Origin of the sequence: Campylobacter concisus (assembly GCF_015679985.1) — a bacterium.
In the GTDB taxonomy this organism is placed as follows: Bacteria; Campylobacterota; Campylobacteria; order Campylobacterales; family Campylobacteraceae; genus Campylobacter_A; species Campylobacter_A concisus_AC.
In genome coordinates, this window is the sequence record NZ_CP049239.1 from 690,370 (window position 1) to 711,966 (window position 21,597).

Below are 21,597 nucleotides of genomic sequence, written 5' to 3' on the forward strand. Positions count from 1 at the left end.
CTACTAATATGTAACAACTATTTATAAATTTGCCAAATATCGGGGCTTTTTATAATCTATTTTAAAATTCTGTGCTAAATTTACACAAAATTTATCTTATTTAATTTAGGAGGAGTGATGATTTACGATAACATCGTTAAAACGATTGGTAATACACCTATTGTAAAGATAAAAACAGGTGCTGATGAAGCCGAAATTTACGTAAAACTAGAGTTTTTTAACCCAGGTGGCTCTGTAAAAGATAGGATCGCGTTTAATATGATAACCAAAATGCTAGCTGACGGTACGCTAAAACATGGCGATACTATCGTTGAGCCAACGAGCGGAAATACTGGCATTGGTGTAGCGATGTGCGGTGCTGCACTTGGTTTTAAAGTGATACTTTGCATGCCAGAGAGCATGAGTATCGAAAGACGTAAGATCGTAGCTGCTTATGGTGCACAGCTTGAGCTTACTCCAGCGTCTGGTGGCATGAAAGCAGCGATCGCAAGAGCTACAGAGCTAGCAGCTCAGCCAAATCACGTAATGCTAAGCCAGTTTGAAAACAAGTATAACCCACAAGCTCACGAACTAACAACAGCAGCTGAAATTGTGGCTGATTTTAGTAAGCTTGATGCATTTGTAGCTGGTGTTGGCACAGGTGGTACAATAAGTGGTGTAGCAAAGATTTTAAAAGAAAAGGGCTATGATACTAAGATTATCGCAGTTGAGCCTGAAGCATCGCCGGTTTTAAGTGGTGGTAACCCAGGACCACATAAAATTCAAGGCATCGGAGCAGGATTTTTACCAAATACTATGAATATGAGCTTAGTTAGCGAGGTAGAAAAAGTAAGCAACGATGACGCACTAAACGCAGCTAGAGCAATTGCAAAAAGTGATGGACTCATGATAGGTATAAGTGGTGGTGCTGCTTATGTGGCTGCAAAAAGAGTAGCTAAAAGACTTGGCGCTGGCAAAAAAGTACTTTTCATAGCTCCAGATAATGGCGAAAGATACTTAAGCACAGAGCTTTACGGAGTATAAAATATGTGGGAGAGTCTAAAGGAGCTAGTTCAAACTGTTCGTGAAAAAGACCCATCGGTACATAAGTGTTGCTTTTTGGCAATACTTATAAATACTCCTGGCATCCATGCGGTTTTGTTTCATAAAATTTCTCATTTTTTATATAAAAAAGAGCATTTTTTTCTAGCTAGACTCATCTCGCAAATTGCAAGATTTTTAACAGGCATCGAGATCCATCCTGGAGCAAAGATCGGCAGGAGATTTTTCATAGATCATGGTATGGGTGTGGTTATCGGTGAGACAGCTGAGATAGGTGATGATGTAATGATGTATCATCAAGTAACACTTGGAGGCACTGGAAAAGAGTGTGGCAAAAGGCATCCGACTGTAAAAAATGGTGTGACTATCGCAGCTGGCTCAAAGATACTAGGTGCCATAACGATCGGCGAAAATGCCAAGATCGGCGCAAACTCGGTCGTGCTAAAAAATGTCCCAGCAAACGCGACAGTCGTTGGTATACCAGCAAGAATAGTTCGAGTAAATGGGACAAAATTTGAACCAGAGTTTATTATCTAACCTTAAAGATTAGATAAATTTATTCTTACTTTTTATGCTTTAAAATTTGAGCATAAATTTCGTCTTTTAGTTTTAACTTCTCTTTTTTTAAATTATCAATTTCAGATGGTTTTGCTAGATTGTCGTCTATTTTTTTATTTAGCTCATCATGTTTTTTGCAAAGAGCAGCAAAACGAGCATCGGTTTTCTTTAGCTCATTTATAAGGTATGTATATTCATGTAACATATCGGCTCCTATAAAATTTTGAGAAATTTTATCAAGACTTTGTAAATGCTTGGATATAAAAAAGGTGCCAAGCTATTGCTTAAATTTTTAAAAAGAGTGAGTAGAAAAATTTATTTTATACGTATTTAAATTCTTCAGGTTTGTGTTTGCTTTTTACAACACGCTTGGTTAGACGTATTCCATCAACGGTACCGATGACTAAAAGCTTTGATCCCGTTCCTACTAATGTGTCGCCATTTGGCATTGGTACAAAATTATTATTTATATCTCTAATGCCTACTATGTCCGCATTTGTTATGTTTCGTAGATGAGTTTCTTTTAATCTTTTAAATCTTATCCAAGAGTAATCAGGCACAAGAATTTCTTCTATATCGATAGGTGAATTTTTTGTATACAAAAACTGCTCTAATAAATTTTCCATATCCGGCCTTACGCTCATAGCACTTAACCGCTGCGCGACTAAGCGAGATGGACTTACCACATTGTCAGCGCCTAATTTTTTTAATCTTTGCGTATCGTCTTCTGTCTCTGCATTTGTGATGATATGATAAGGCTTTCTGCGACCTATCTCTTTTTCATAAAGTCTTACAGATGCTATAAGGGCGATGTTATCAGCAATATTTGAGCTAAGAGTTATAAGTCCTTTTGCGCTTGATAGATGTGTTTTTAAAAAGGCAATTTGTGTGTGTGGCTGAGCTTTTATGAAATATGGGTATTTATAAATTTGAGCTAGCTCTGCGATATCTTCTCTATCATCGACCACTACAAAAGGTATATGATTTTCGCGAAATTGAGCACTAAGTTCGATTGTGTATAGATTGTGATAACAAATAACGAAGTGATTTTTTAGTCTTGCGATCCTATAAAGCATGCGTCGTTCCTTTAAAATGCTAATTAATGTGCCTCTTTTTAAAACCTCAACCACAATACCAATCGATAGTGTAAATATAATAAAACCAATAAGTATAAATGTGATAGTAAAAATTCTGCCCTTTGGAGTTATTGGAGCAACTTCGGTAAAACCAACTGTTGTAAAAGTCATACCAGCTTGGTAAAAGGCATCTATTAGCGAGAAATTATCTATTAAGACATAACCTAATGTTCCAAAAAGTAACAGTAATACGACTGAAATTAGTGGAAATCTAAAAGGTTTTAATTGTTCGTAAAGCTCAGTATCTAGGCTTATTTCTGGTTTTGTAGAGTTTGACCAGTTGAGGAATTTTAAAAGTCTTGAGAGAAAAGACATAAATTCCTCTTCATTTTATATTCTTAGTTTGATTGTTTTTTCATTGTTCTTAGAGTAGAAGCAGCAACTTTTATCTTTCTTGTAGTACCATCTTCTAGTGTAACACGAATCGTTCTAAGATTTGGCAAGAATCTTCTTTTAGTTTTATTGTTAGCGTGGCTCACATTGTTGCCTATCATCGGTCCTTTGCCTGTTATCGCACATCTTTTTGACATTTTTTTTCCTTATAAACAAAAATTTCTGCTGATTTTATCTAAAACAAACAAAAGTAATGCTTAAATAGATTCTTTTTTAAAAGAATTGATTTTTATTAATAATCTAGATAAAATAACGCCTTTGTCTATAAATTATAAATAGCAAAAAATATTTAGAAATCTTGAGTGATACAAAATGCTTAGTAAAGAGTTGATCGAAAAAAATGTTGATTTTGTTTTACAGATGCCAACTCTTTTTGAAAAGGTCGAGCGCTTTTTGTTAGCTGGTAATGTAACTGAGGCAGTTGCTACTTTACAAAATATAGCATCTTTTAAAACTTATTTTAGCTCCATTTTTAAACGTGTAAAATTTGATATTCCTTATGATGGCAACGATTTGGTAGTAATAGCAAATATGCTTGGCATTGATACTTTTAGAGCGATAGTGCTTTCTTATTTTATATTTTTAAAATCCCCAAAAATTTATAAGGTATTTAATTTTAAAATTGTCGATTTAATCGAGCTTAATGCTAAAATTTTATCAGATTGGCTAAAGATATTAAATTCTTTTAAAGAAAAGCACTATAACTATTTATCGCTTGCTCCGTATTCTATAGCCTGTATTATAGTGTGTGAGAATTTATTTTCGAAATTTCCATCTTACATGTCAGATGTTATTTTGTATTCTGATGTAAGCTATAATAAAATTTTGCAAAAAAAATATGGCTTTAGTCTTTGGGATATTTTTTTAAAAGCAATGAATATGAATAAACAATCATTAAGCAAGATTGATAAAGAGATGCTTTGCTTTTTTGAGATTTTGCTCTCTTATGAGTCCAGCAGGCCTGAATTTTATGATTTTGGAGTTGATAAAATTTTAGATATCAATGTTTATCCAGAGATGCAAACCATTATATTTATTAAAAAAGCTCTACAAAAATGAAATTAACTTTTAATGGTTCTATGGCAATTATAAGGCCTTTTGGTTTTTTGGAAGCAGAGAATGTTCCATTAAAATTAAGTGAAAAATATATAAACCAAATTTCATCGCGTGATATCAGCGCTATACTGCTTTCACTAAAAAATGTTACATTTTTTAGTCCTATTTGGCTTGGTAGAGTAATTGAAAATTTAAGCGAAGAAGCGCAAAAGCTTGGCGTATTATTTGCGATTTGCGATTACAATGAAATTTTTTATGAATTGATGATGAAAACAGTTAAGAATATTTCAAATATTTCGATGTTTGAAAGTAAAAACATTGCAAGCTTGTTTTTAAATAAATTTCTAAATAACGCAGATAAAGTTTTCATTTATAACTCAACTGAGCAGTACAAGCACTATTTAGCTAATTATCTCAAAAATCGCTCATTTGATGTGGTTGAGGCTAGAGATGCAACCGAGTTTAATAAAAAAAAGAATTTATATAATTATGCAGTATCGCAGCTAAATCATGTGAGATTAAAGCAAAATCAGATAGATACTTTTATAAAAGATGGTGTCGTTGTTTATGCCATAAAAAGTTTTATGGATTCAGATTTTATTGAAGATTTTGATATGTCAGCTCATGATATTATGCTAAAAATCGGATATAAATTTTTTATTTTATGGGTAAATATTTCTGGTGCTTTAAATATAAGAGGCGCAAAATTTCTAATCAAGCTTGCTAACATTAGCAAAAGATCAGGTGCATTTATTTCGCTTTGTGGCATAAACGAAGCAAATTTATCTATCGAATTAGTAACGTACCTTAAAGATGCAAATATATTTATCTATAAAAATTTAAATGACTTTTACAAAGACGACACTATTTTTTATCTTAAAAAAAGAAACTTTGATGCAGAGCCAGTAGATATCAACAAGAGCGTTGCTCAAATTTCATCTTATGTGACGCAAATTGCGAGCAAAATTATCTCACAGTTAGCAGAAGAAGAAATTTTGTGTGTTGATACCAAGGTTAGTGCGCTTGACATAGAGGATGAGTGCGATTACTTGCGTATTTGTGTTCAGTATTATGGTGATATTTACGCAAGAGTGCTATTTGGAGTAAAAAAAGATAAATTAGACAAAATTTGCTCTATTTTTATGCCTGAAGGCGATGATTCAAATGATTATTTAAGTGGATATTCTCAAATTTTTAGTATCATTACAGATAAATTTTTGACTCATCTTTGGCAAAAAGGCATAAAAGTAAAAGTTAGTTTGCCTAAAATTTTATCCGATGATGTTTTTTTCGATCACAATAGTGTAGGCATCATGAATAGACTAGATGTAAAAGATGACGAAATAGGCTTTGTATTTGTAACCAAGTAAGGAGAAGAAATGTACGTTGCACCTAGTATTTTATCGGCTGATTTTGGAAATTTGGCAGCTGAGATAAGAGCCATTTGCGAGGCTGGGTGTGATCTGGTGCATGTTGATGTTATGGATGGGCATTTTGTGCCAAATTTAACTATCGGACCAGTCGTGGTAAATGCCGTTGCAAAAGCAGCTACAAAGCCACTTGATATACATTTAATGGTTGAGAATAACTCATTTTTTACTGATCTTTTCTTGCCGCTAAAGCCAAAATTTCTAACCTTTCACATTGAAGAAGAGAAGCATCCATTAAGGCTCATCGATCACATCAGAAAAAATGGCGTTGGCCCTGGCATCGTGCTAAATCCGCATACGCCAGTTAGTGCGATCGAGCATATCATCGATGAGGTTGATATGGTGCTTTTAATGAGCGTAAATCCTGGCTTTGGTGGTCAGAAATTTATGCCAGTCGTGCTTGAAAAAACAAGGGCGCTACGAGAGCTGATAGAACGAAAAAACGCTAAGTGCCTGATCGAAGTAGATGGCGGCGTAAACGGACTAAATGCTCCTGATCTTGAAGAGGCTGGAGCTGATATCTTGGTGGCTGGCAACTACATATTCTCATCAAATTCTTACGAACAAGCCATTCGCGCCATAAAGCTTGAGTTTTGAAACCAAAAAAACAGCGTTTAGAAAATAGCATTGAAATTTTAGCTAGGCAAAATTTAAGCTATCATGAGTTTATTTTAAGATTTAGCGATATTGAAGAAATTTCATCACTCATTGACGTGCGCGATCTTGATATGTGGCGAACTCTTGGGCTTGATATCACTAGAAATGAAGAGAATGAGATCGAGCTTGGCACGAGATTTAGAGATATTAGCGAGCAGGAATTTTGCGTGGTTGATATCGAAACGACTGGTGGTACGACGAGCGGACAGATCATTGAAATCGGTGCAATAAAAATGAAAAATGGCGTTGAGATAGGGCGTTTTGAAAGCTTTGTGGCAGCTCCTGTGGTGCCTGAAAATATCACCGAGCTAACCGGTATAAAGGCGAGCGATCTAGTTGGTGCGCCAAATTTATTAAATGTGCTTGAGCGGTTTAAAATTTTTCTAGGAACTAGCGTCTTTATCGCTCATAACGTAAATTTTGACTATGGCTTTATCTCTCACAGCCTAAATGAGATCGGCCTTGGCATGTTGCTAAATAGAAAGCTTTGTACCATCGATCTTAGTCGTCGCACTATCGCTTCGCAAAAATACGGACTTGGCTCGCTAAAGGAGCTTCTTGGCATAAACAACACCCATCACAGAGCTCTAAATGACGCGATAGCAGCAGCTGAAATCTTTAAAGTCTGCTTAACTCGCCTGCCTTTTAGTATACAAACGACAGAGGATCTCATAAGCTTTAGCAAAACAGCTCCAAGCATGAAGCTAAAACCTGAGCCGGTTTTGTGTGTGAATTAACAATAAAAATTCTCTACAATAAATATAAAATTACTAAATTTGATCTTTTTTAAAAGCTTATGGGCAGTTTGCTAAATTTTACAAAAAAGGAGGCAAATGAGCCAGAAAAATTTAGTTTCAAATTTTATCTCAGCTGGCGATGATATGCTCACTTTTTTGTCAAATTTTGGTGAAAATTGGTGCGTGAGTAATGATGGAGCGGAGTTTATAGAACAAAATTTGACCTTTATCGGCTCAAAGCCAGTTTTGCAAAATTTAAAAGGTTACAAAACGGCTGAATATAAAAATTTTACCGACATTGAAAAATTTCTCAGCTCAGATCCAAGCATCAAAAGTAAAATTTTAAGTGGCGAGATAACCTACATTGGCGACAATATAACAAGCATAGAGGTTAAATTTACGTCTGAGTATTTTTATGATTTTTTAAAATTTATAGTTGAAAATATCCCAGAACATCACTATTTTTGTAGTCCCAAGGAGGGCTGGATATTATTCATTGCGATGGAGGGATATGTGGAATTTGGTGTTTTGTACTAATAAATTTATTTTTAAGCAGTTGTCTAAATTTGTCCATAAAAACAAAACGTGAAAGAAAATTTATTCGTAAAAATTCTTAAAATTAATAAAAAACTGAGCTTGCATCCTAACGCCGCTTGCTGCTAGCAAAATTTAATCAATTTTTTTATATAATCCCTATTTTTCACAAAGGCAAAAAGATGGATAGAAAATCTTGGAGTTCAAGGCTCACATACATTTTAGCTGTTGCAGGAGCTACGGTCGGCTTTGGTGCGACGTGGCGTTTTCCGTATTTGGTCGGGCAAAACGGCGGCGGTGCTTATGTTTTGATATTTTGCATAGCAATGATTGTTATAGGGATTCCTATGATTTTAGTTGAAAACGCGATCGGCAGACGCCTAAAATGCAATGCTGTGGATGCTTTTGGTGGATCGATAAATGGTAAAAAGATCAGCAAAAAGTGGCAGATTGTTGGCTGGATGGGGCTTGTTGGTGCATTTGGCATTATGGCTTACTATATGGTCATTGGCGGATGGGTGCTAAACTACATCGCCCAAATTTCATTTGGTTTGCTTGATCTCTCGCATGTGGTTAGTTTTGAGGAGACAAGTGCGTTTTATGAGCAAAATATCGTAAGCAATCCACTTGCTATCAGCTTTGCGACGCTTGTTTTTGTGCTGGTTAATTACGCTATTTTGGTGCAAGGTGCGGTCGGTGGTATCGAGCGATCAGCGAAATTTTTAATGCCACTACTTTTTATTTTAATGCTTATTATGATCGCTAAAAATATCACGCTAGATGGTGCAATAGAAGGTGTGAAATTTTACTTAACGCCTAATTTCTCAAAGATAAATTTAAAGCTTTTTGTCGATGTTTTGGGGCAGGTCTTCTTTGCTCTTTCGCTTGGTTTTGGTGTGATGATCACGCTTTCTAGCTTTGTGAAAAAGGATGAGGGTTTGGTTAAAATTTCTATTATTACAGGCATTTTAAATACGGTAATTGCTGTGCTTGCAGGCTTTATGATATTTCCTTCTCTTTTTAGCTACGGCGTATCGCCAGATAGTGGCCCAAGTTTGGTATTTAAATCACTACCAATTGTTTTTTCTCACATGCCATTTGGTGGTTTTTTCGCGGTTGCTTTTTTTGCACTATTAATGATCGCTGCACTTACAACATCGCTACCAATATATGAAGTAATAATCACGACACTTCAAGAAAAATTTAAGATAAAACGCAAGAAAGCAATATTTTTAGTCCTTGGAGGTATATTTGTTTTAGGAAATTTGCCTTCGCTGATGGCTACAAACATACTAAGTCACGTAAACATTTTTGGTAAGAATATTTTTGATGCATATGATGCAATAAGCGCAACGATATTTTTTGTATTTACTTCATTTGGGTGTGCAATATTCGTAGGTTGGGTGCTAAAAGATGATGCAAAAAAAGAAATTTTGCAAGGTAGTGAAAAACATGCAAAACTAATAAATGTCTGGTTTTGGTATATCAAATTCGTCGTACCGTTTATCATTTTGGTGCTTTTTATCAGCTCGTTTTACGATAATTTTTTAAAATAGGGCGTAAAAATATGTTTTATTTTTTACTAGGTATTTATTTTTTTTACGTTGCCGCAAAGGCGTGGCTGGCGATTTTGCAGATAGGCTTTATCCGCGCGGAGGCTAAAAAGCCTGCCGTCGTTTTATCGCAGAGCGAATACGAAACTGCCGTCGCCGCAGCGATAAGCAATCAAAAATTCGAGCTAATTAGCCTTCTCTATCACGCCGCGATATTTATGATGTGGGCTTGCTGGGGGCTTGGTGCGATATCGGGGCATGCCTATAAAACGGGAGATATAGGCGACAACGTCTTTATGGTTATGGTATTTTTGCTCGTTTCGTCGCTGCTAGAACTGCCGCTAAATATCTACGAAACCTTCGTCAAAGATAAAAAGCTCGGCTTTTCAAACGTAACGCCTAAAATTTTCGCGCTAGATCTGCTTAAAACGCTCGCGCTAACGCTGGTTTTTGGCACGCTATTTGTGTGGCTGGTGCTGCTTTGCATTAGATTTTTGGGCGATTTTTGGTGGTTTTGGGCGTTTTTACTTAGCTTCTCGGTCGCGCTCTTGATAAATCTCATCTATCCGACGCTCATCGCGCCTATTTTTAACAAAATGCAGCCGCTGGAAGAGGGAGAGCTAAAAAGCCGTATAGAAGGGCTTTTAGCGCAGTGCGGGTTTAAAAGTAGCGGCGTTTTTACGATAGACGCCAGCAAGCGCGACAACCGTCTAAACGCCTATTTTGGCGGCCTTGGCGTGACTAAACGCGTGGTGCTTTTCGACACGCTCGTTAAAAAACTAAGTTTAGAGGAGATAATCTCCGTTTTGGGGCATGAACTGGGGCATTTTAAGCACAAAGATATCCTAAAAATGATAGCTCTAAGCGCGGTTATGCTTTTTGCTATGTTTTTGATATTCGGCAATATCCCAGACGCGGCGTATCAAGCGCTTGGGCTTCATAGCGGAGGCGGCGGAACGATCGTGTTTTTGCTACTTTTTTCGCCGATTTTCGGATTTTTATTTTCGCCGGTGAGCTCGTATTTTAGCCGCGCGAACGAATTTGGCGCCGATAAATTCGCAGGCGACGTCTCAAACAAAGCCGACATGATAAGCGCGCTAAAAAAACTAGGCAGCGAAAACAAGGCCTTCCCTAAGGCTCATCCGCTCTATGCGTTCGTCTATCACTCGCACCCAAGCCTCTTTGAGCGTATAAACGAGCTAGAAAATGAAAATTGAAGAAGCTCTTAAAGAGGCTAGTTTAAGGCTAGGCTCACTTTGTCAAAATCCAAGTAGAGTGGCTAAAATTTTGCTTATGAACTATCTTGATGTAAGCATTGAATGGATATTTTTAAATCAAAAAAATGAATTTGATGAGAGCGGCTATTTTGCTCTAGTTAAAAGGTATGAAAACTACGAGCCTCTTGAATATATAACTGGTAAAGCTAGCTTTTATGGGTTTGATTTTTACGTGGAAAGCGGAGTGCTTATCCCAAGACCTGAAACAGAAATTTTAGTGGATAAAGTAATAGAAATTTCACGCGAATATAATGAACCAAAGATCGCAGAAATAGGCACAGGAAGCGGCATTATTAGTATCATGCTAGCTCTAAAAACAAAGGCAAATATCGTAGCGACAGACATCAACGAGAAAGCTTTGATGCTTGCTAAAAAAAATGCAGATAAATTTGATGTAGGTGGGAGGATCAAATTTTTAAACTGCTCTTATGTGGATGAAATTTTAGAAAATATTGATATTTTGGTTTCAAATCCACCATATATTGCAAAAGGCTATAAACTTAGTAAGTTTGTACTAAATGAGCCAGAAAGTGCACTCTTTGGAGGCGAAGTAGGAGATGAAATCTTAAAAGACATTATTCTCATAGCCAAAGATCGCAATATCAAAAACGTTGCTTGTGAGATGGGATACGATCAAAAAGCAAGTATACAAAAATTTTTAGAGGCCAATAGTTTTGAATATAGCTTTTACAAGGATTTGGCTGGCTTTGATAGAGGCTTTTGCGCGAAGTTAAAAATATAAAGGAGAGAGTTTGAGAGGAGTTTATTTTTTACTTTTGGCAGTACTTATAGGAGCTGAGCTAACGCTTGGTATTTTGGTAGCACCAGTCATATTTTTCCCACAAAGCATCATAGGAGATGGCGTACTTACGCATTTTATGAGTGGACAAATGATGACAAAGATATTTTTGAAATTTAATTATATTTTGCTTTTTATAAGCATAGTTATAATGATTAGTGAGCTATTTGATCTTAGAAAAAAGCTTATTCTTTCACTAAAATTTAGCATGTTAATGCTTGCTTTTTTAAATTTGGCTTTAGCTTTGAGCTTTGTATTTTTCTTTACGCCTTTTATAGTTTATGCTCAAAATTTGGGGGTCGATGCGACACAGACGGCTAAATTTGCCAAAATGCATAGCGCGAGTGAATATGTGATGAAAATCATGCTTGTTTTACAAATCATTTTATTTTTTGTGAAATTTAAGATTATCCAAAATGAACGCAAAGCCTGATATTCAAGTTTTAACAAATTTTTTAGCCGAATACACGATGGCGATGGTGAGTGCTGGCACCTACACCGCACGCGTAGAAAAGTGCGTAGACCGCATAGCTAAACACTACGGCCACGACATTAGCGTGACGATTTTCGTGAAGTATTTTACTATTAGCGTCATGGACTCGGCCGACAACTCTCTGCGCCGAACCTACGTGAAAAAGATCCCGTTTGGTCATGTGAGTTTTAACCGTATTTCCGAGCTTTCGTCGCTTAGCTGGCGGATTTTGGATGAAAATTTAAGCTTAGAGGAGGCAAAAGAGCAGTTTGAGGGTGTCATGCGCATCGGGGCAAATAAATTTACAAGCTCGCTTATTTTGATTAGCCTTGCAAATGCGGCGTTTTGCAAGCTTTTCGGCGGCGATGCTGGCTCGGTGGCTTGCGTATTTTTTGCGACGCTCGTGGGCTATAGCCTTAGATTTGCGCTTTCTAAAATGGGCGTAAATTTAAAAATCCAGTACGTTTTGGTCTCGTTCGTGGTCTCGTTTATCGCCTATCTTGGCGTATTTTACGGCTTTACGCACACTAGCGACGTGGCGATCGGCTCGTCGATACTATTTTTGATGCCGGGCGTTTTTCTCATAAACTCGGTCTTTGACATCCTAAACGACAACACGCTTGTAGGCATCAGTAGAGCCGTGAGTACGGGCATTTTGATACTTTGCATCGCGGTTGGCGTATATATTACGCTCTCGCTTAGCAATGCGGAGATTTTACATGTTTGAGCTTTTGACCGCGACTCTTATAGACGGCGCTTTTGCCGCGGTGGCGGGGCTTGGCTTTGCTTACGCTAGCTCGCCGCCAAAAAGGACTCTCGCATTTTGCGCGCTACTTGCGGCGTTTGCGCACGCTAGTCGCTTTTGGATCATGCAAATGGGATTTTTTAAGATCAGCGTCGCCACTCTTGTCGTCTCATTTTTAAGCGGGATTTTAGGTATGCTCTTTGCCAAACGGCTCAAAGTGCCCGCCGAGATCATCGCATTTCCGGCGCTTTTGCCGATGGTGCCAGGAGTCTACGCGTACAAGGGCATTTTGGCGCTATTTTCGTTTCTAAACGAGTCTGATATCGCTAAGAAAAACGAATACTTAATCATATTTTTCGATAACGCGATCACGACTACGACTGTCTCGCTAGCTCTAGGCGTCGGGGTTTCGGTGGTGCTTATTTTATTTTACGATCAGTCCTTGATGATTACCCGCGGCGCCAAGTGCGATCTGGCGACGAGAAAGATGCGCGAGTAATTTTAACTTTCGGCATAGAAATTTTGTATGGCTTTTTGATAGTTTTTATTATTTTTACTAGATATTTTTTCAATTTTGCCGATCTAGCTTAAAACCAAATTTCAAAAGGATTTATGATGTTAAGCGGTATCGGCGGATTTTCTAGCGTCGCTAAAAATTTTCAGCTAAATGAAAAACATAGCATAAAGAGTCAAATCATATATAAAAATGAAATCTCGCAGCCTGACACAGTCGAGCACAAATTTAACGAAGTTTTAGGATATAAAGTAGGTGCGGACGGATATTTTACGTCCGAATTTAATGAAGCCGCAGGTATACCGAAGGACTACAAAATCCACTCAGATACCTTAAAATCTCTCGTGAACGTAAATGATAAAGCGATCGCATTTAATAAAATGTTTTCAAAAATCGACATAGCAAAAACAGTCGGCAATGCATATAAAATTTTATCCCAAGTAGTCGGCATGGACGTTTTAAATTCCAAAGAAAGTTTTAACAAAGAAGACATCACCAAATTTCCTCAAGGATACGAGTATGAGAAATCAAGTCTAAAAAGTAACTAAAGTAAATAAAAACATCTACGACTATGCGTCGGCACGTAGCGCCTTTGACGATAAGTCTGGGAAACCAACATGGAAACGCTATTTTTTAATAGCTCATATCATGCGTTAACAACGACGCCGCAATATAAGCCGTCAACCAATATCTTTGATAACAATAACGGCGGCAAAGAGAGCGAAAACGTGAGCGTGTTTATAAATCCTCACGGCGAAAGATACACTAACCCTGACGGTAGTATAACCAAAGGAGGCTTGTTAGCAGCCGTAATAAACTCAAATTTAGATGTACGAGAGGGCGAAACTACGGTTTGGGGCAAGATGCAAGGTTATGACAAAAGCATAAGCGGCAAAGAATACAGACAAAAGCTGGACGCCTTTATTGATTCGCGCAACATCTACAGCATCAAAGGAAGCGAGCTTGACGGGCTTAGCAAGGATTACCAAGAATATGTACTAACGTTTCAAAAAATGCAAGAGTCGCTTTTACCCGGTAGCACTGCCTTAAGCGGCAACTCTAACATAACTTCCGACGGCAAAGAATCAAAAAGCCTCTTTGAAATAATGCAAGAGGATATGAAAGAGGCGCAAAAACGCCTAGAAAAGCTAATAGAGCAAGAAAAGCGAACGCAAAAGATGTTGGGTAAAAACAGAAAATACGACAAAGAGCTAGAGCAAAATACTAGAAAAAATTTAGAAGAACTTGAGGCGATAATGAAATTTAACGCTAAGAGCGTGGATATAAAGGCTTAAAAGGATTAATATGGTAAGCGGCATAAACGGATTTAACGCAAACGTAAATTATGATTTTAGTAGCACTCATGGGCAAAGTCTAAAGACGCATGAGGAAAAAGAGGCGGATATAATGGGGCTTTTAAGAAAATTTAGTAAAATTGGGCTTAATGTAAAAGTCTAAGGAAATACCGTGAAAATAAGAATCTACTACGAAGATACCGATGCTGGTGGCATAGTCTATCATACAAACTATATTAAATTTTGCGAGCGAGCTAGAAGTGAAGCATTTTTTCAGGCTGGATTAAATTTCACAAAAGAGGGCGGATACTTTGTAGTTTCGTCGCTTGAGGCTAAATTTATCGCCTCTGCTGTACTTGGAGATGAAATTTTTGTTCGAAGCAAGGTATTGGAGATTAAAAAAGCAAGTATTGTTTTAGAGCAAGAAATTTATAAATTTGATGATAAAAATGCGGAAAAACTACTTTTTAGAGCAACAATTACTTTAGCTTTCATGAAAGAAGAGAAGCTTGCTAAGATAAATGACGAGATAAAGAAATTTCTGGAGAATTCTAAATTTTAGATCGTGGCTAAGTTTATAAATTTAGCTGTAGCCACTTTGTGCTTTTACATCGAGCTGTTTTGATCTAGCAAAATTTCTTGATTTGTTTCGTCAAAGTGGTCGCCCTTTGCGTTATAAATTTTAACTCCATATAAGACTTGAGAGTTTTCAACTCTTTCGGTAAAAATTCTATCAGCACTTTTATCTATAAAATTTGTGTATATGTACTCGGCACCAAAAGCACTTGAATAGCCGATTTGCGAATATCTAAAATCTACATCAAAAAGATCACCAAGTCCCAAAAATAAGTCGTTAATAGGATTTAGTGAGTTTGCAATGAAAAGATTTTGTCTATCTCTTTGCGCGATGGCATTAAAGATATTTGGTAAAAAATTTATCTGCGTACTTAAAAGTGCGTATGGTTTTATCTCAAAGCCCCTCATCTGCGTTGCTACAAGAGAAGCTTTGACGATTGGGATGTTTAAAAATATACTTGCATCATCAAACTTGGATTTTTTACTTAAAGTGTCGTTTAAATTTATATCTTTGCCTACGATAGAGGCCTCGTGATAATCACTACTTTGCATGCGGACATATTCATTTAGCTTTTGCCCTAATGAACTGCCATCATCAAATGCAACTATCTTTTCATTCGAGTAAGCTAGCAAAGCTGAAATTTGCTCTTTATAATCAATGCCACCAAAGATCAAATTTGGCTTTGGATTTATGATAAAAGAGCTATGAACACTTGGAATGTAGATAAGCTCATTTGATAGAACTAGCGAATTTATAATGTTTGCACCATTTGATGTAAGGGCTGCGATAAAATAATTAAAGCCTTGGACTCTAGCCGTTTGCATAGCATTTGTAAGACTTTGTGGGCTTTCATCGTTGCTATTTATAAATTTGATTTCAATATCTGCGTCCTGCTTTAAAACATAGCTTAAGACTGCATTTGATACAACATTTGCATAAGATTTTATAATCTTTTGTGGAATGATTACAGCGATTTTGCCGCTTTTATTAACTTTTAAAATAGCTTCACCACCAAGAGAGATATAAAGTTCCAAAAGAGCGTCATCATCTATTTTTGTTGGTTCAAATCTCGCCATAAAGCTGGCCAGTAAATCAGCCTTGATAAGCTCATTTAAGCAGGTATTATCACAAAATTCTGGTTCTAAATTTATATAAGTAATCTTTGCTGGAGGTATGCTTGATAGACTTTGGTTTTTTGTAACGTTACTCTCAAAATTTATCTCATCTTGCGATGCAAAAATAGTTGAAAAAATGGCTAAAAAAAGTAAAATTTTTCTCATATCACTCCTTTGATCTTTCTTAAATCATCTATAAAAATATTTTCAAAACTAGGATTTTTGCTTATCCACTCTGGTGAAAACGTTGGTAAAATAAGACTGTTTTCATTTTTTAAAATACTACCTCTTATACTTGAAAATCCGCCTTTTAACAATAAATTTGGATATAAATGCATAAAAGCTTTCTCTCCTAAAGTCACAATTATCTTTGGCTTTATCAGCCTAATCTCTTCAAACAAATAAGGACGACAAAGCTCAATAAAACGGCTTAAAATCGGACTTTTATCATCACTTTGTGAAATTTCACACCGAAGTAGAGAACTTATATAAATTTCTTTTATATCTAAATTTAAACTATTTTTTATGGCATTTTCTAAAAATTTTTTACTGTTATTTTCATAAGAATCACTTTTTTTAGAAAATAATATAAACATAATTTTGCTATTTTCATTACCGATGCCAGCTGTTACGCCTTTTGAGCTATTTCGCAAAGAGCAAAGAGAACATTTTTTTACTTCGCGGTTTAGCTCATCAATATTGTTGTAATCATGATAATTGCTTAGACTAAGAAAATTTTTATCAATAAACTTATAACCAATTAGTTTTAAGAAAAATAATTTTTTTAAAAGCCTATTGTCTTTATTAAAATTCATTTTTGGATTATAACTTGATTTGCTTAAAGTTTGAGTTGTGGCTTTTTAAGCTAAGTTATTCAAAGGAATTTAAGTATTGCTTTGATAAAATCCCACTTTTTACATTAACTTTAAGGATAGAAATGAAAAGGACTTATCAACCTCATAAAACCCCTAAAAAACGCACTCACGGCTTTCGCTTAAGAATGAAAACTAAAAATGGCCGAAAGGTAATAAACGCTAGACGTGCCAAAGGTAGAAAAAGATTGGCTGCTTAGCTGGTTTTGAGTCGTTAAGCGGCTCAAAAGAATTCTCTCAAGTTTATAAAGAGGCTAGCAAGTGGCATTGTGATGCTTGCATTGTTTTTTATAAACCAACAAATGAAAAAAAAATAGCAGTAGTTGCTAGTAAAAAAGTAGGAAAAGCGGTAGTTAGAAATAGAGCTAAAAGACTTTTGAGAGCCGCTTTTTTTAACATTTCTAGTGAATTAAAAGATGGCACATATATTATGATCGCAAAAAATGGAATTACAGAAATTTCATTTGAAAAAATTTGTAAAAATTTAAGTTGGTCTACAAAAAAAATGGGATGTTTAAAATGAAAAAAATTGCGATTAAAGCTATCGCTTTTTATCAAAAATATATTTCCATACTTCTACCAAAAAGCTGTCGCTATTATCCGACTTGTTCACAATACGCGATTTGGGAATTTCAAACAAATAGTTTTTTTTCTGCTTTTTTTGCAACCTTCATGCGAATTTTAAAATGTAATCAGCTTTTTAAAGGCGGTATCAACTACCCAATCATCTACAAAAAATTTAACTTATGTTTTATATCTCAAAAAAGTGACACTAGAAATATAAATTTTTGGTTTGTCCCTTGTCAGAATAGTAAATTTTATGTCGTAAAAGTATTAGATAAATTAAAGGAAAAAAATTAAAATGGAACAGATATCTATGCAAAAAAGGTTGCTTCTTGCAGCACTTTTATCTATTGTTTTTTTTATAGTGTATGATTTTTTTATGCCAAAGAGGGTGATACCTGAGCAAAACCAAACTACAATGTCTCAAACAATAGATCAAAATAAAGCTCCAAATATAAATCAAAATACACCAAAATCAAATGAAAATTTGGCTTCAAATGAGATAATCGCTACTATCAAAGGTCATAGCTACGAAGCAAAGGTAGATAAGCTAGGAAGAATTTCAAAATTCTATCTAACTGAAGATAAGTATAAAACAGAAGATGGCAACAAAATCGAGCTTGTTTCGCAAAATCCATTGCCACTTGAGCTTAGATTTAACGATAGTACGCTAAATGCCGATGCTTTTAAGGTTGCATATAGTAGTGACGCTAGCGAGATAGATGCTAGCAGCGAGCCTAAAATGATAAAACTTACTCAAAATTTAGATGGAGTTATAGTCACAAAAAATATCAAATTTTACCCAAATGGTAGATATGAAGTTGAAGTAAATTTAAGTAAAAATGTTGATTATTTCATCACTCCTGGCTTTAGGCCAAACATCGCAGTAGATAGCTATACAGTTCACGGCGTGATGCTTAGAAACACGGATGATGGCCTAAACATCATAGAAGATGGTGACGCTAAAGAGGTTAAAAACTATGCAAATACCACAATAGCGGCCGCATCTGATAGATACTATACAACTCTATTTTACTCATTTGAAAAGCCATTTGAAGTAGCCGTAGACAAAGATGCTAGTAATAATCCTATTCTTTTTGTAAAGGCAAATGATAATTTAAAATTAGGTGCATATATCGGGCCAAAAGAGCATAAAATTTTAAGCTCAATGGATGAGAGACTAAATGATGTTATTGAGTATGGCTGGTTTACATTTATAGCAAAACCGATGTTTGCATTTTTGAATTTCTTACATAACTACATTGGCAACTGGGGTTGGGCGATAGTTGTGCTAACACTTGTTATAAGGATAGTTTTATTCCCGCTTACATACAAGGGTATGCTATCTATGAATAAGCTTAAAGAGCTTGCTCCAAAGGTAAAAGAGCTTCAGACAAAATATAAAGATGATAAGCAAAAAATGCAAGTTCATATGATGGAGCTTTATAAAAAGCATGGTGCAAATCCGATGGGTGGATGCTTGCCGATCTTGCTTCAAATCCCAGTATTTTTTGCAATTTACCGCGTCTTATTAAATGCGATCGAGCTAAAAGGTGCTCCTTGGATACTTTGGATACACGATCTTTCGGTAATGGATCCATATTTTGTGTTACCTATTTTGATGGGGCTAACGATGTTTTTACAACAAAAACTTACACCAACGACATTTACTGATCCTATGCAAGAAAAGGTAATGAAATTTTTACCTCTTATATTTACATTTTTCTTCGTGACATTCCCAGCAGGTCTTACACTTTACTGGTTTGTAAATAACGTTTGCTCGGTTATTCAGCAAGTATTTGTAAACAAACTTTTTGAAAAACATAAAAAAGCTACGGAGGTAAAGGCTTAATGAAAATAGAAGCAAATACACTTCAAGAGGCATTTCAAAAGGCAGCCGAGCAGCTTAACTGCTCAGTAACTCAGCTTGATATAAAAGTTTTACAGCATCCGAGCAGTGGTTTTTTGGGATTTTTTAAAAGAAGTGCGATCATTGAAGCAAATTTAGAAAATCAGCCAAAACCACAACATAAACCAAAAAATGATAGAAATTTTGCTAAAAAAAGTGATGAAAACGAGCCTGCAAAAGAAGAGAAAAAACAGAGCCAAAAACACGATCATAATGATAAAAAGCGAAATCCTAAAAAGCATAAAGATGAGAAAAATGAGGCTAAGTCTGAGCAAAAAGAGCATAAAAATGAAAAGCCAAATTTAAGCGAGAAAAACTCAGCTCTTGCTAAAGATGCCTTTGCTGAAAAGGGTGAAAAAGAGGCTGAAGAGCCGGGATATGTCATAAAAAGACTTGATGAGCAAAAAGAGCAAAAAGAGACTAAAGTGGCAAAAGAGCCACAAGCTAGTAAAAGTGCTCCTAAAAATATCCTAGATACTTCAATCATCGAAAATTTCAACCAAACTGATGAAGAGAGCGCACCTCAAGCTTTACCAAAAGAGAAAAAAGAGAAAGTTGTAATCGACTTTGATAAAATTTTACCTGAGATAAAAGATGGCATGAACCGTCTTTTTAAGGCAAGTTGTTTTGATATTAGTAAAATTGAAGTTAGCAAATTTGACGATGAAACGGTGCTTATAGAGCTTGATGGAGCTGATGCGGCTCTACTTATAGGTAAAGAAGGTTATAGGTATAAAGCGATATCTTACATGCTTTATAACTGGCTAAACTCAAAATACAACCTTGCTATCCGCCTTGAAATCGCGCAATTTTTGCAAAATCAAGAAGCGATGATGGATCAATATCTAAATGGCGTGATCGAGCGTGTGCAAAATAGTGGCAGAGCTCAAACAAAGCCACTTGACGGGGTTTTGGTCAAGATCGCACTTGAGAAGCTCCGCGAAAAATTTCCAGATAAATATGTCGGCATAAAAAGTGGCAATGACGGCAAATTTGTCGTTGTAAATGACTTTTTCAAAAAATGAGTGAAACTATCGTAGCCCTTGCCACAGCTTATGGCATCGGCTCAGTTTCTATCGTAAGGCTTAGCGGCAAGGACGCCCTAGCTATCTCTTTAAAACTCCTTAAACTTTCAAATTTAGAGCCAAGATACGCAAAACTAGCCAAAATATACTCCCTTGATGATGAAATTTTAGACGAAGGCATCGTTATATATTTTAAAGCTCCAGCAAGCTTTACAGGCGAGGATATCGTCGAATTTCAAACTCATGGTGGCGTGATGGTGAGCGAGAGAATTTTAAACGAGTTAATAAAGGCTGGTGCGAGGCTTGCTATGCCAGGCGAGTTTAGTAAGCGAGCATTTTTAAATGGCAAGATGGATCTAGCTAAGGCTGAGGCTATGCAAGGGCTCATCACTTCAAAAAGCGAGATCGCTGCTAAAATTTTGACTCGCCAGATGCAAGGCGATCTTAGTAAATTTGTAGGAGAGATCAGAAGCGAAGTTGTAAAAACTCTTGCCTTTGTTGAGACAATGATTGATTATGCTGATGATGATCTGCCTACAAATTTGCTAGAGCAGATCAAGCAGATGCTTTTAAAAAATAGCGAGAAGCTAGAGCGCATAGCCACACTTAGCGAGCAAAGAAGAGGACTGATAGATGGCTTTAAGATCGCTATCGTTGGTAAGCCAAATGTTGGCAAAAGCTCTACCTTAAACTCATTTTTGGCATACGAGAGGGCGATCGTTAGTGACGAAGCTGGCACTACTAGGGACAGGATAGAAGAAAATTTTAAGATCGGCTCACATCTAGTTCGTATAATAGATACCGCTGGCATCAGAAAAGATGCTGGGAAGATCGAGCAAATCGGTATAAACTATTCTATTTCTGCCATAAACGAAGCTGACATTATCCTGGCTGTCTTTGATGGCTCAAACCCAAGCGATGAGCAAGACAAAGATATAATTAGGCTCGTTTCTAGCTCAAACAAAAAAGCCTTTTTTATCTTAAACAAAAGCGATCTGGCGTTTAAATTTGACATAGAGCTAGAGGGTGCTATCAAAATTTCAGCAAAAAATGATACGAGTGTAGTTTTAAAAGAGCTTGAGGAATATCTCAAGACGCAAGACACCGACGAGATCATGCTAAGCTCAAACCGCCAAATTTTAAGCTGCAAAGAGGCGAGCGAGGCTTTAAAAAGAGCGTTTTTGAGGCTTAGTGAAGAGGAGCTAGAAATTTTTGCTTATGAGCTAAATAGTGCGATAAAGGCGCTTGCAAGCATCACAAAGCCATTTGAGAGAAGTGAAATTTTAGACGAGATGTTTAGCCATTTTTGTTTAGGAAAATGATAGTTTTTTTGGTTAA

26 protein-coding genes and 1 pseudogene are annotated in these 21,597 nt (G+C 36.2%); 22 read left to right on the forward strand and 5 right to left on the reverse strand.

Features of this window, described 5'->3' with window-relative positions; all coding sequences use genetic code 11:
* Nucleotides 1–117 precede the first annotated feature (117 nt).
* Both cysK and epsC read left to right on the forward strand, forming a co-directional pair.
* Nucleotides 118–1,023 carry a cysteine synthase A gene (gene cysK, locus G5B98_RS03510; protein WP_269775684.1) on the forward strand — a complete coding sequence of 302 codons (906 nt, stop codon included), beginning with the start codon at nucleotides 118–120 and terminating at the stop codon, nucleotides 1,021–1,023.
* A 3-nt stretch (nucleotides 1,024–1,026) separates the two neighbouring features.
* The gene (gene epsC, locus G5B98_RS03515) at nucleotides 1,027–1,578 is read left to right on the forward strand and encodes a serine O-acetyltransferase EpsC (RefSeq protein WP_084041512.1); all 552 of its coding nucleotides are present in this window, start codon (nucleotides 1,027–1,029) and stop codon (nucleotides 1,576–1,578) included.
* Between the two features lie 25 nt (nucleotides 1,579–1,603).
* Here epsC and G5B98_RS03520 read toward each other — a convergent pair whose 3' ends face one another.
* The 3 genes from G5B98_RS03520 to rpmB all read right to left on the reverse strand — a co-directional run bounded on the left by G5B98_RS03520 (nucleotide 1,604) and on the right by rpmB (nucleotide 3,265).
* On the reverse strand, nucleotides 1,604–1,804 hold the full coding sequence (locus tag G5B98_RS03520) for a DUF465 domain-containing protein (protein ID WP_196087190.1): 201 nt from the start codon (nucleotides 1,802–1,804) through the stop codon (nucleotides 1,604–1,606).
* 115 nt (nucleotides 1,805–1,919) lie between these two features.
* On the reverse strand, nucleotides 1,920–3,050 hold the full coding sequence (locus G5B98_RS03525) for a potassium channel family protein (RefSeq protein ID WP_021090478.1): 1,131 nt from the start codon (nucleotides 3,048–3,050) through the stop codon (nucleotides 1,920–1,922).
* Between the two features lie 23 nt (nucleotides 3,051–3,073).
* Nucleotides 3,074–3,265, reverse strand: coding sequence for a 50S ribosomal protein L28 (gene rpmB, locus G5B98_RS03530; protein ID WP_021090707.1), 192 nt, complete (start codon nucleotides 3,263–3,265; stop codon nucleotides 3,074–3,076).
* 175 nt (nucleotides 3,266–3,440) lie between these two features.
* On the opposite strand from rpmB, the gene G5B98_RS03535 reads away from it, so the two are divergent.
* From G5B98_RS03535 to G5B98_RS03600, 14 genes and pseudogenes are all read left to right on the forward strand, one after another.
* Nucleotides 3,441–4,187 carry a hypothetical protein gene (locus tag G5B98_RS03535; protein WP_196087191.1) on the forward strand — a complete coding sequence of 249 codons (747 nt, stop codon included), beginning with the start codon at nucleotides 3,441–3,443 and terminating at the stop codon, nucleotides 4,185–4,187.
* Complete coding sequence (locus G5B98_RS03540) at nucleotides 4,184–5,554, forward strand: hypothetical protein (RefSeq protein ID WP_232525373.1); 1,371 nt, start codon at nucleotides 4,184–4,186, stop codon at nucleotides 5,552–5,554. Before G5B98_RS03535 ends, G5B98_RS03540 begins: the two co-directional genes overlap by 4 nt.
* 9 nt (nucleotides 5,555–5,563) lie before the next feature.
* Nucleotides 5,564–6,211, forward strand: a complete 648-nt coding sequence (gene rpe, locus G5B98_RS03545) for a ribulose-phosphate 3-epimerase (RefSeq protein WP_148821105.1) — start codon at nucleotides 5,564–5,566, stop codon at nucleotides 6,209–6,211.
* Nucleotides 6,208–7,008: a 3'-5' exonuclease gene (locus tag G5B98_RS03550; protein WP_196087193.1), complete on the forward strand. Its 801-nt coding sequence runs from the start codon at nucleotides 6,208–6,210 to the stop codon at nucleotides 7,006–7,008. The genes rpe and G5B98_RS03550 overlap by 4 nt, the downstream gene beginning before the upstream one ends.
* Nucleotides 7,009–7,104: 96 nt before the next feature.
* Nucleotides 7,105–7,545 (forward strand): hypothetical protein, encoded by a 441-nt coding sequence (locus tag G5B98_RS03555; protein ID WP_196087194.1) that lies wholly within the window; start codon nucleotides 7,105–7,107, stop codon nucleotides 7,543–7,545.
* A gap of 179 nt (nucleotides 7,546–7,724) precedes the next feature.
* Nucleotides 7,725–9,098 carry a sodium-dependent transporter gene (locus G5B98_RS03560; RefSeq protein WP_196087195.1) on the forward strand — a complete coding sequence of 458 codons (1,374 nt, stop codon included), beginning with the start codon at nucleotides 7,725–7,727 and terminating at the stop codon, nucleotides 9,096–9,098.
* Between the two features lie 11 nt (nucleotides 9,099–9,109).
* Nucleotides 9,110–10,312, forward strand: a complete 1,203-nt coding sequence (locus tag G5B98_RS03565) for a M48 family metallopeptidase (RefSeq protein WP_196087196.1) — start codon at nucleotides 9,110–9,112, stop codon at nucleotides 10,310–10,312.
* The gene (gene prmC / locus G5B98_RS03570) at nucleotides 10,302–11,114 is read left to right on the forward strand and encodes a peptide chain release factor N(5)-glutamine methyltransferase (RefSeq protein WP_196087197.1); all 813 of its coding nucleotides are present in this window, start codon (nucleotides 10,302–10,304) and stop codon (nucleotides 11,112–11,114) included. Before G5B98_RS03565 ends, prmC begins: the two co-directional genes overlap by 11 nt.
* A 10-nt stretch (nucleotides 11,115–11,124) precedes the next feature.
* Nucleotides 11,125–11,604 (forward strand): DUF4149 domain-containing protein, encoded by a 480-nt coding sequence (locus tag G5B98_RS03575; protein ID WP_196087198.1) that lies wholly within the window; start codon nucleotides 11,125–11,127, stop codon nucleotides 11,602–11,604.
* Nucleotides 11,588–12,370 carry a threonine/serine exporter family protein gene (locus G5B98_RS03580; RefSeq protein WP_196087199.1) on the forward strand — a complete coding sequence of 261 codons (783 nt, stop codon included), beginning with the start codon at nucleotides 11,588–11,590 and terminating at the stop codon, nucleotides 12,368–12,370. The genes G5B98_RS03575 and G5B98_RS03580 overlap by 17 nt, the downstream gene beginning before the upstream one ends.
* On the forward strand, nucleotides 12,363–12,887 hold the full coding sequence (locus G5B98_RS03585; RefSeq protein ID WP_196087200.1) for a threonine/serine exporter family protein: 525 nt from the start codon (nucleotides 12,363–12,365) through the stop codon (nucleotides 12,885–12,887). Before G5B98_RS03580 ends, G5B98_RS03585 begins: the two co-directional genes overlap by 8 nt.
* Before the next feature lie 116 nt (nucleotides 12,888–13,003).
* Nucleotides 13,004–14,197: pseudogene (locus tag G5B98_RS09600) on the forward strand (Cj0814 family flagellar-dependent secreted protein).
* A gap of 10 nt (nucleotides 14,198–14,207) precedes the next feature.
* Complete coding sequence (locus G5B98_RS03595) at nucleotides 14,208–14,360, forward strand: hypothetical protein (protein WP_196087373.1); 153 nt, start codon at nucleotides 14,208–14,210, stop codon at nucleotides 14,358–14,360.
* Nucleotides 14,361–14,369: 9 nt separating this feature from the next.
* Complete coding sequence (locus tag G5B98_RS03600) at nucleotides 14,370–14,759, forward strand: YbgC/FadM family acyl-CoA thioesterase (protein ID WP_072594906.1); 390 nt, start codon at nucleotides 14,370–14,372, stop codon at nucleotides 14,757–14,759.
* A gap of 44 nt (nucleotides 14,760–14,803) precedes the next feature.
* Here the strand turns inward: G5B98_RS03600 and G5B98_RS03605 are convergent, their stop codons facing one another.
* Both G5B98_RS03605 and G5B98_RS03610 read right to left on the reverse strand, forming a co-directional pair.
* The gene (locus G5B98_RS03605) at nucleotides 14,804–16,054 is read right to left on the reverse strand and encodes a hypothetical protein (protein WP_196087201.1); all 1,251 of its coding nucleotides are present in this window, start codon (nucleotides 16,052–16,054) and stop codon (nucleotides 14,804–14,806) included.
* Entirely contained in the window at nucleotides 16,051–16,704 is a 654-nt protein-coding gene (locus G5B98_RS03610; RefSeq protein WP_196087202.1) for a uracil-DNA glycosylase family protein, read from the reverse strand. Before G5B98_RS03610 ends, G5B98_RS03605 begins: the two co-directional genes overlap by 4 nt.
* A 122-nt stretch (nucleotides 16,705–16,826) precedes the next feature.
* Between G5B98_RS03610 and rpmH the strand changes: the two genes are divergently transcribed.
* Genes rpmH through mnmE form a run of 6 tightly spaced genes read left to right on the forward strand, consistent with a single transcriptional unit; the run spans nucleotide 16,827 to nucleotide 21,581 of the window.
* Nucleotides 16,827–16,961 (forward strand): 50S ribosomal protein L34, encoded by a 135-nt coding sequence (gene rpmH / locus G5B98_RS03615; protein WP_002940373.1) that lies wholly within the window; start codon nucleotides 16,827–16,829, stop codon nucleotides 16,959–16,961.
* A complete protein-coding gene (gene rnpA / locus G5B98_RS03620) occupies nucleotides 16,949–17,284 on the forward strand; it encodes a ribonuclease P protein component (RefSeq protein WP_072594909.1) in 336 nt (111 codons plus the stop codon). The genes rpmH and rnpA overlap by 13 nt, the downstream gene beginning before the upstream one ends.
* Nucleotides 17,281–17,622, forward strand: coding sequence for a membrane protein insertion efficiency factor YidD (gene yidD, locus G5B98_RS03625; protein ID WP_087578648.1), 342 nt, complete (start codon nucleotides 17,281–17,283; stop codon nucleotides 17,620–17,622). The genes rnpA and yidD overlap by 4 nt, the downstream gene beginning before the upstream one ends.
* Nucleotide 17,623: 1 nt before the next feature.
* Nucleotides 17,624–19,177 (forward strand): membrane protein insertase YidC, encoded by a 1,554-nt coding sequence (gene yidC / locus G5B98_RS03630; protein WP_196087203.1) that lies wholly within the window; start codon nucleotides 17,624–17,626, stop codon nucleotides 19,175–19,177.
* Nucleotides 19,177–20,259: a Jag N-terminal domain-containing protein gene (locus G5B98_RS03635; protein WP_196087204.1), complete on the forward strand. Its 1,083-nt coding sequence runs from the start codon at nucleotides 19,177–19,179 to the stop codon at nucleotides 20,257–20,259. Before yidC ends, G5B98_RS03635 begins: the two co-directional genes overlap by 1 nt.
* Nucleotides 20,256–21,581: a tRNA uridine-5-carboxymethylaminomethyl(34) synthesis GTPase MnmE gene (gene mnmE, locus G5B98_RS03640; RefSeq protein WP_196087205.1), complete on the forward strand. Its 1,326-nt coding sequence runs from the start codon at nucleotides 20,256–20,258 to the stop codon at nucleotides 21,579–21,581. The genes G5B98_RS03635 and mnmE overlap by 4 nt, the downstream gene beginning before the upstream one ends.
* The last annotated feature ends 16 nt before the right edge of the window (nucleotides 21,582–21,597 follow it).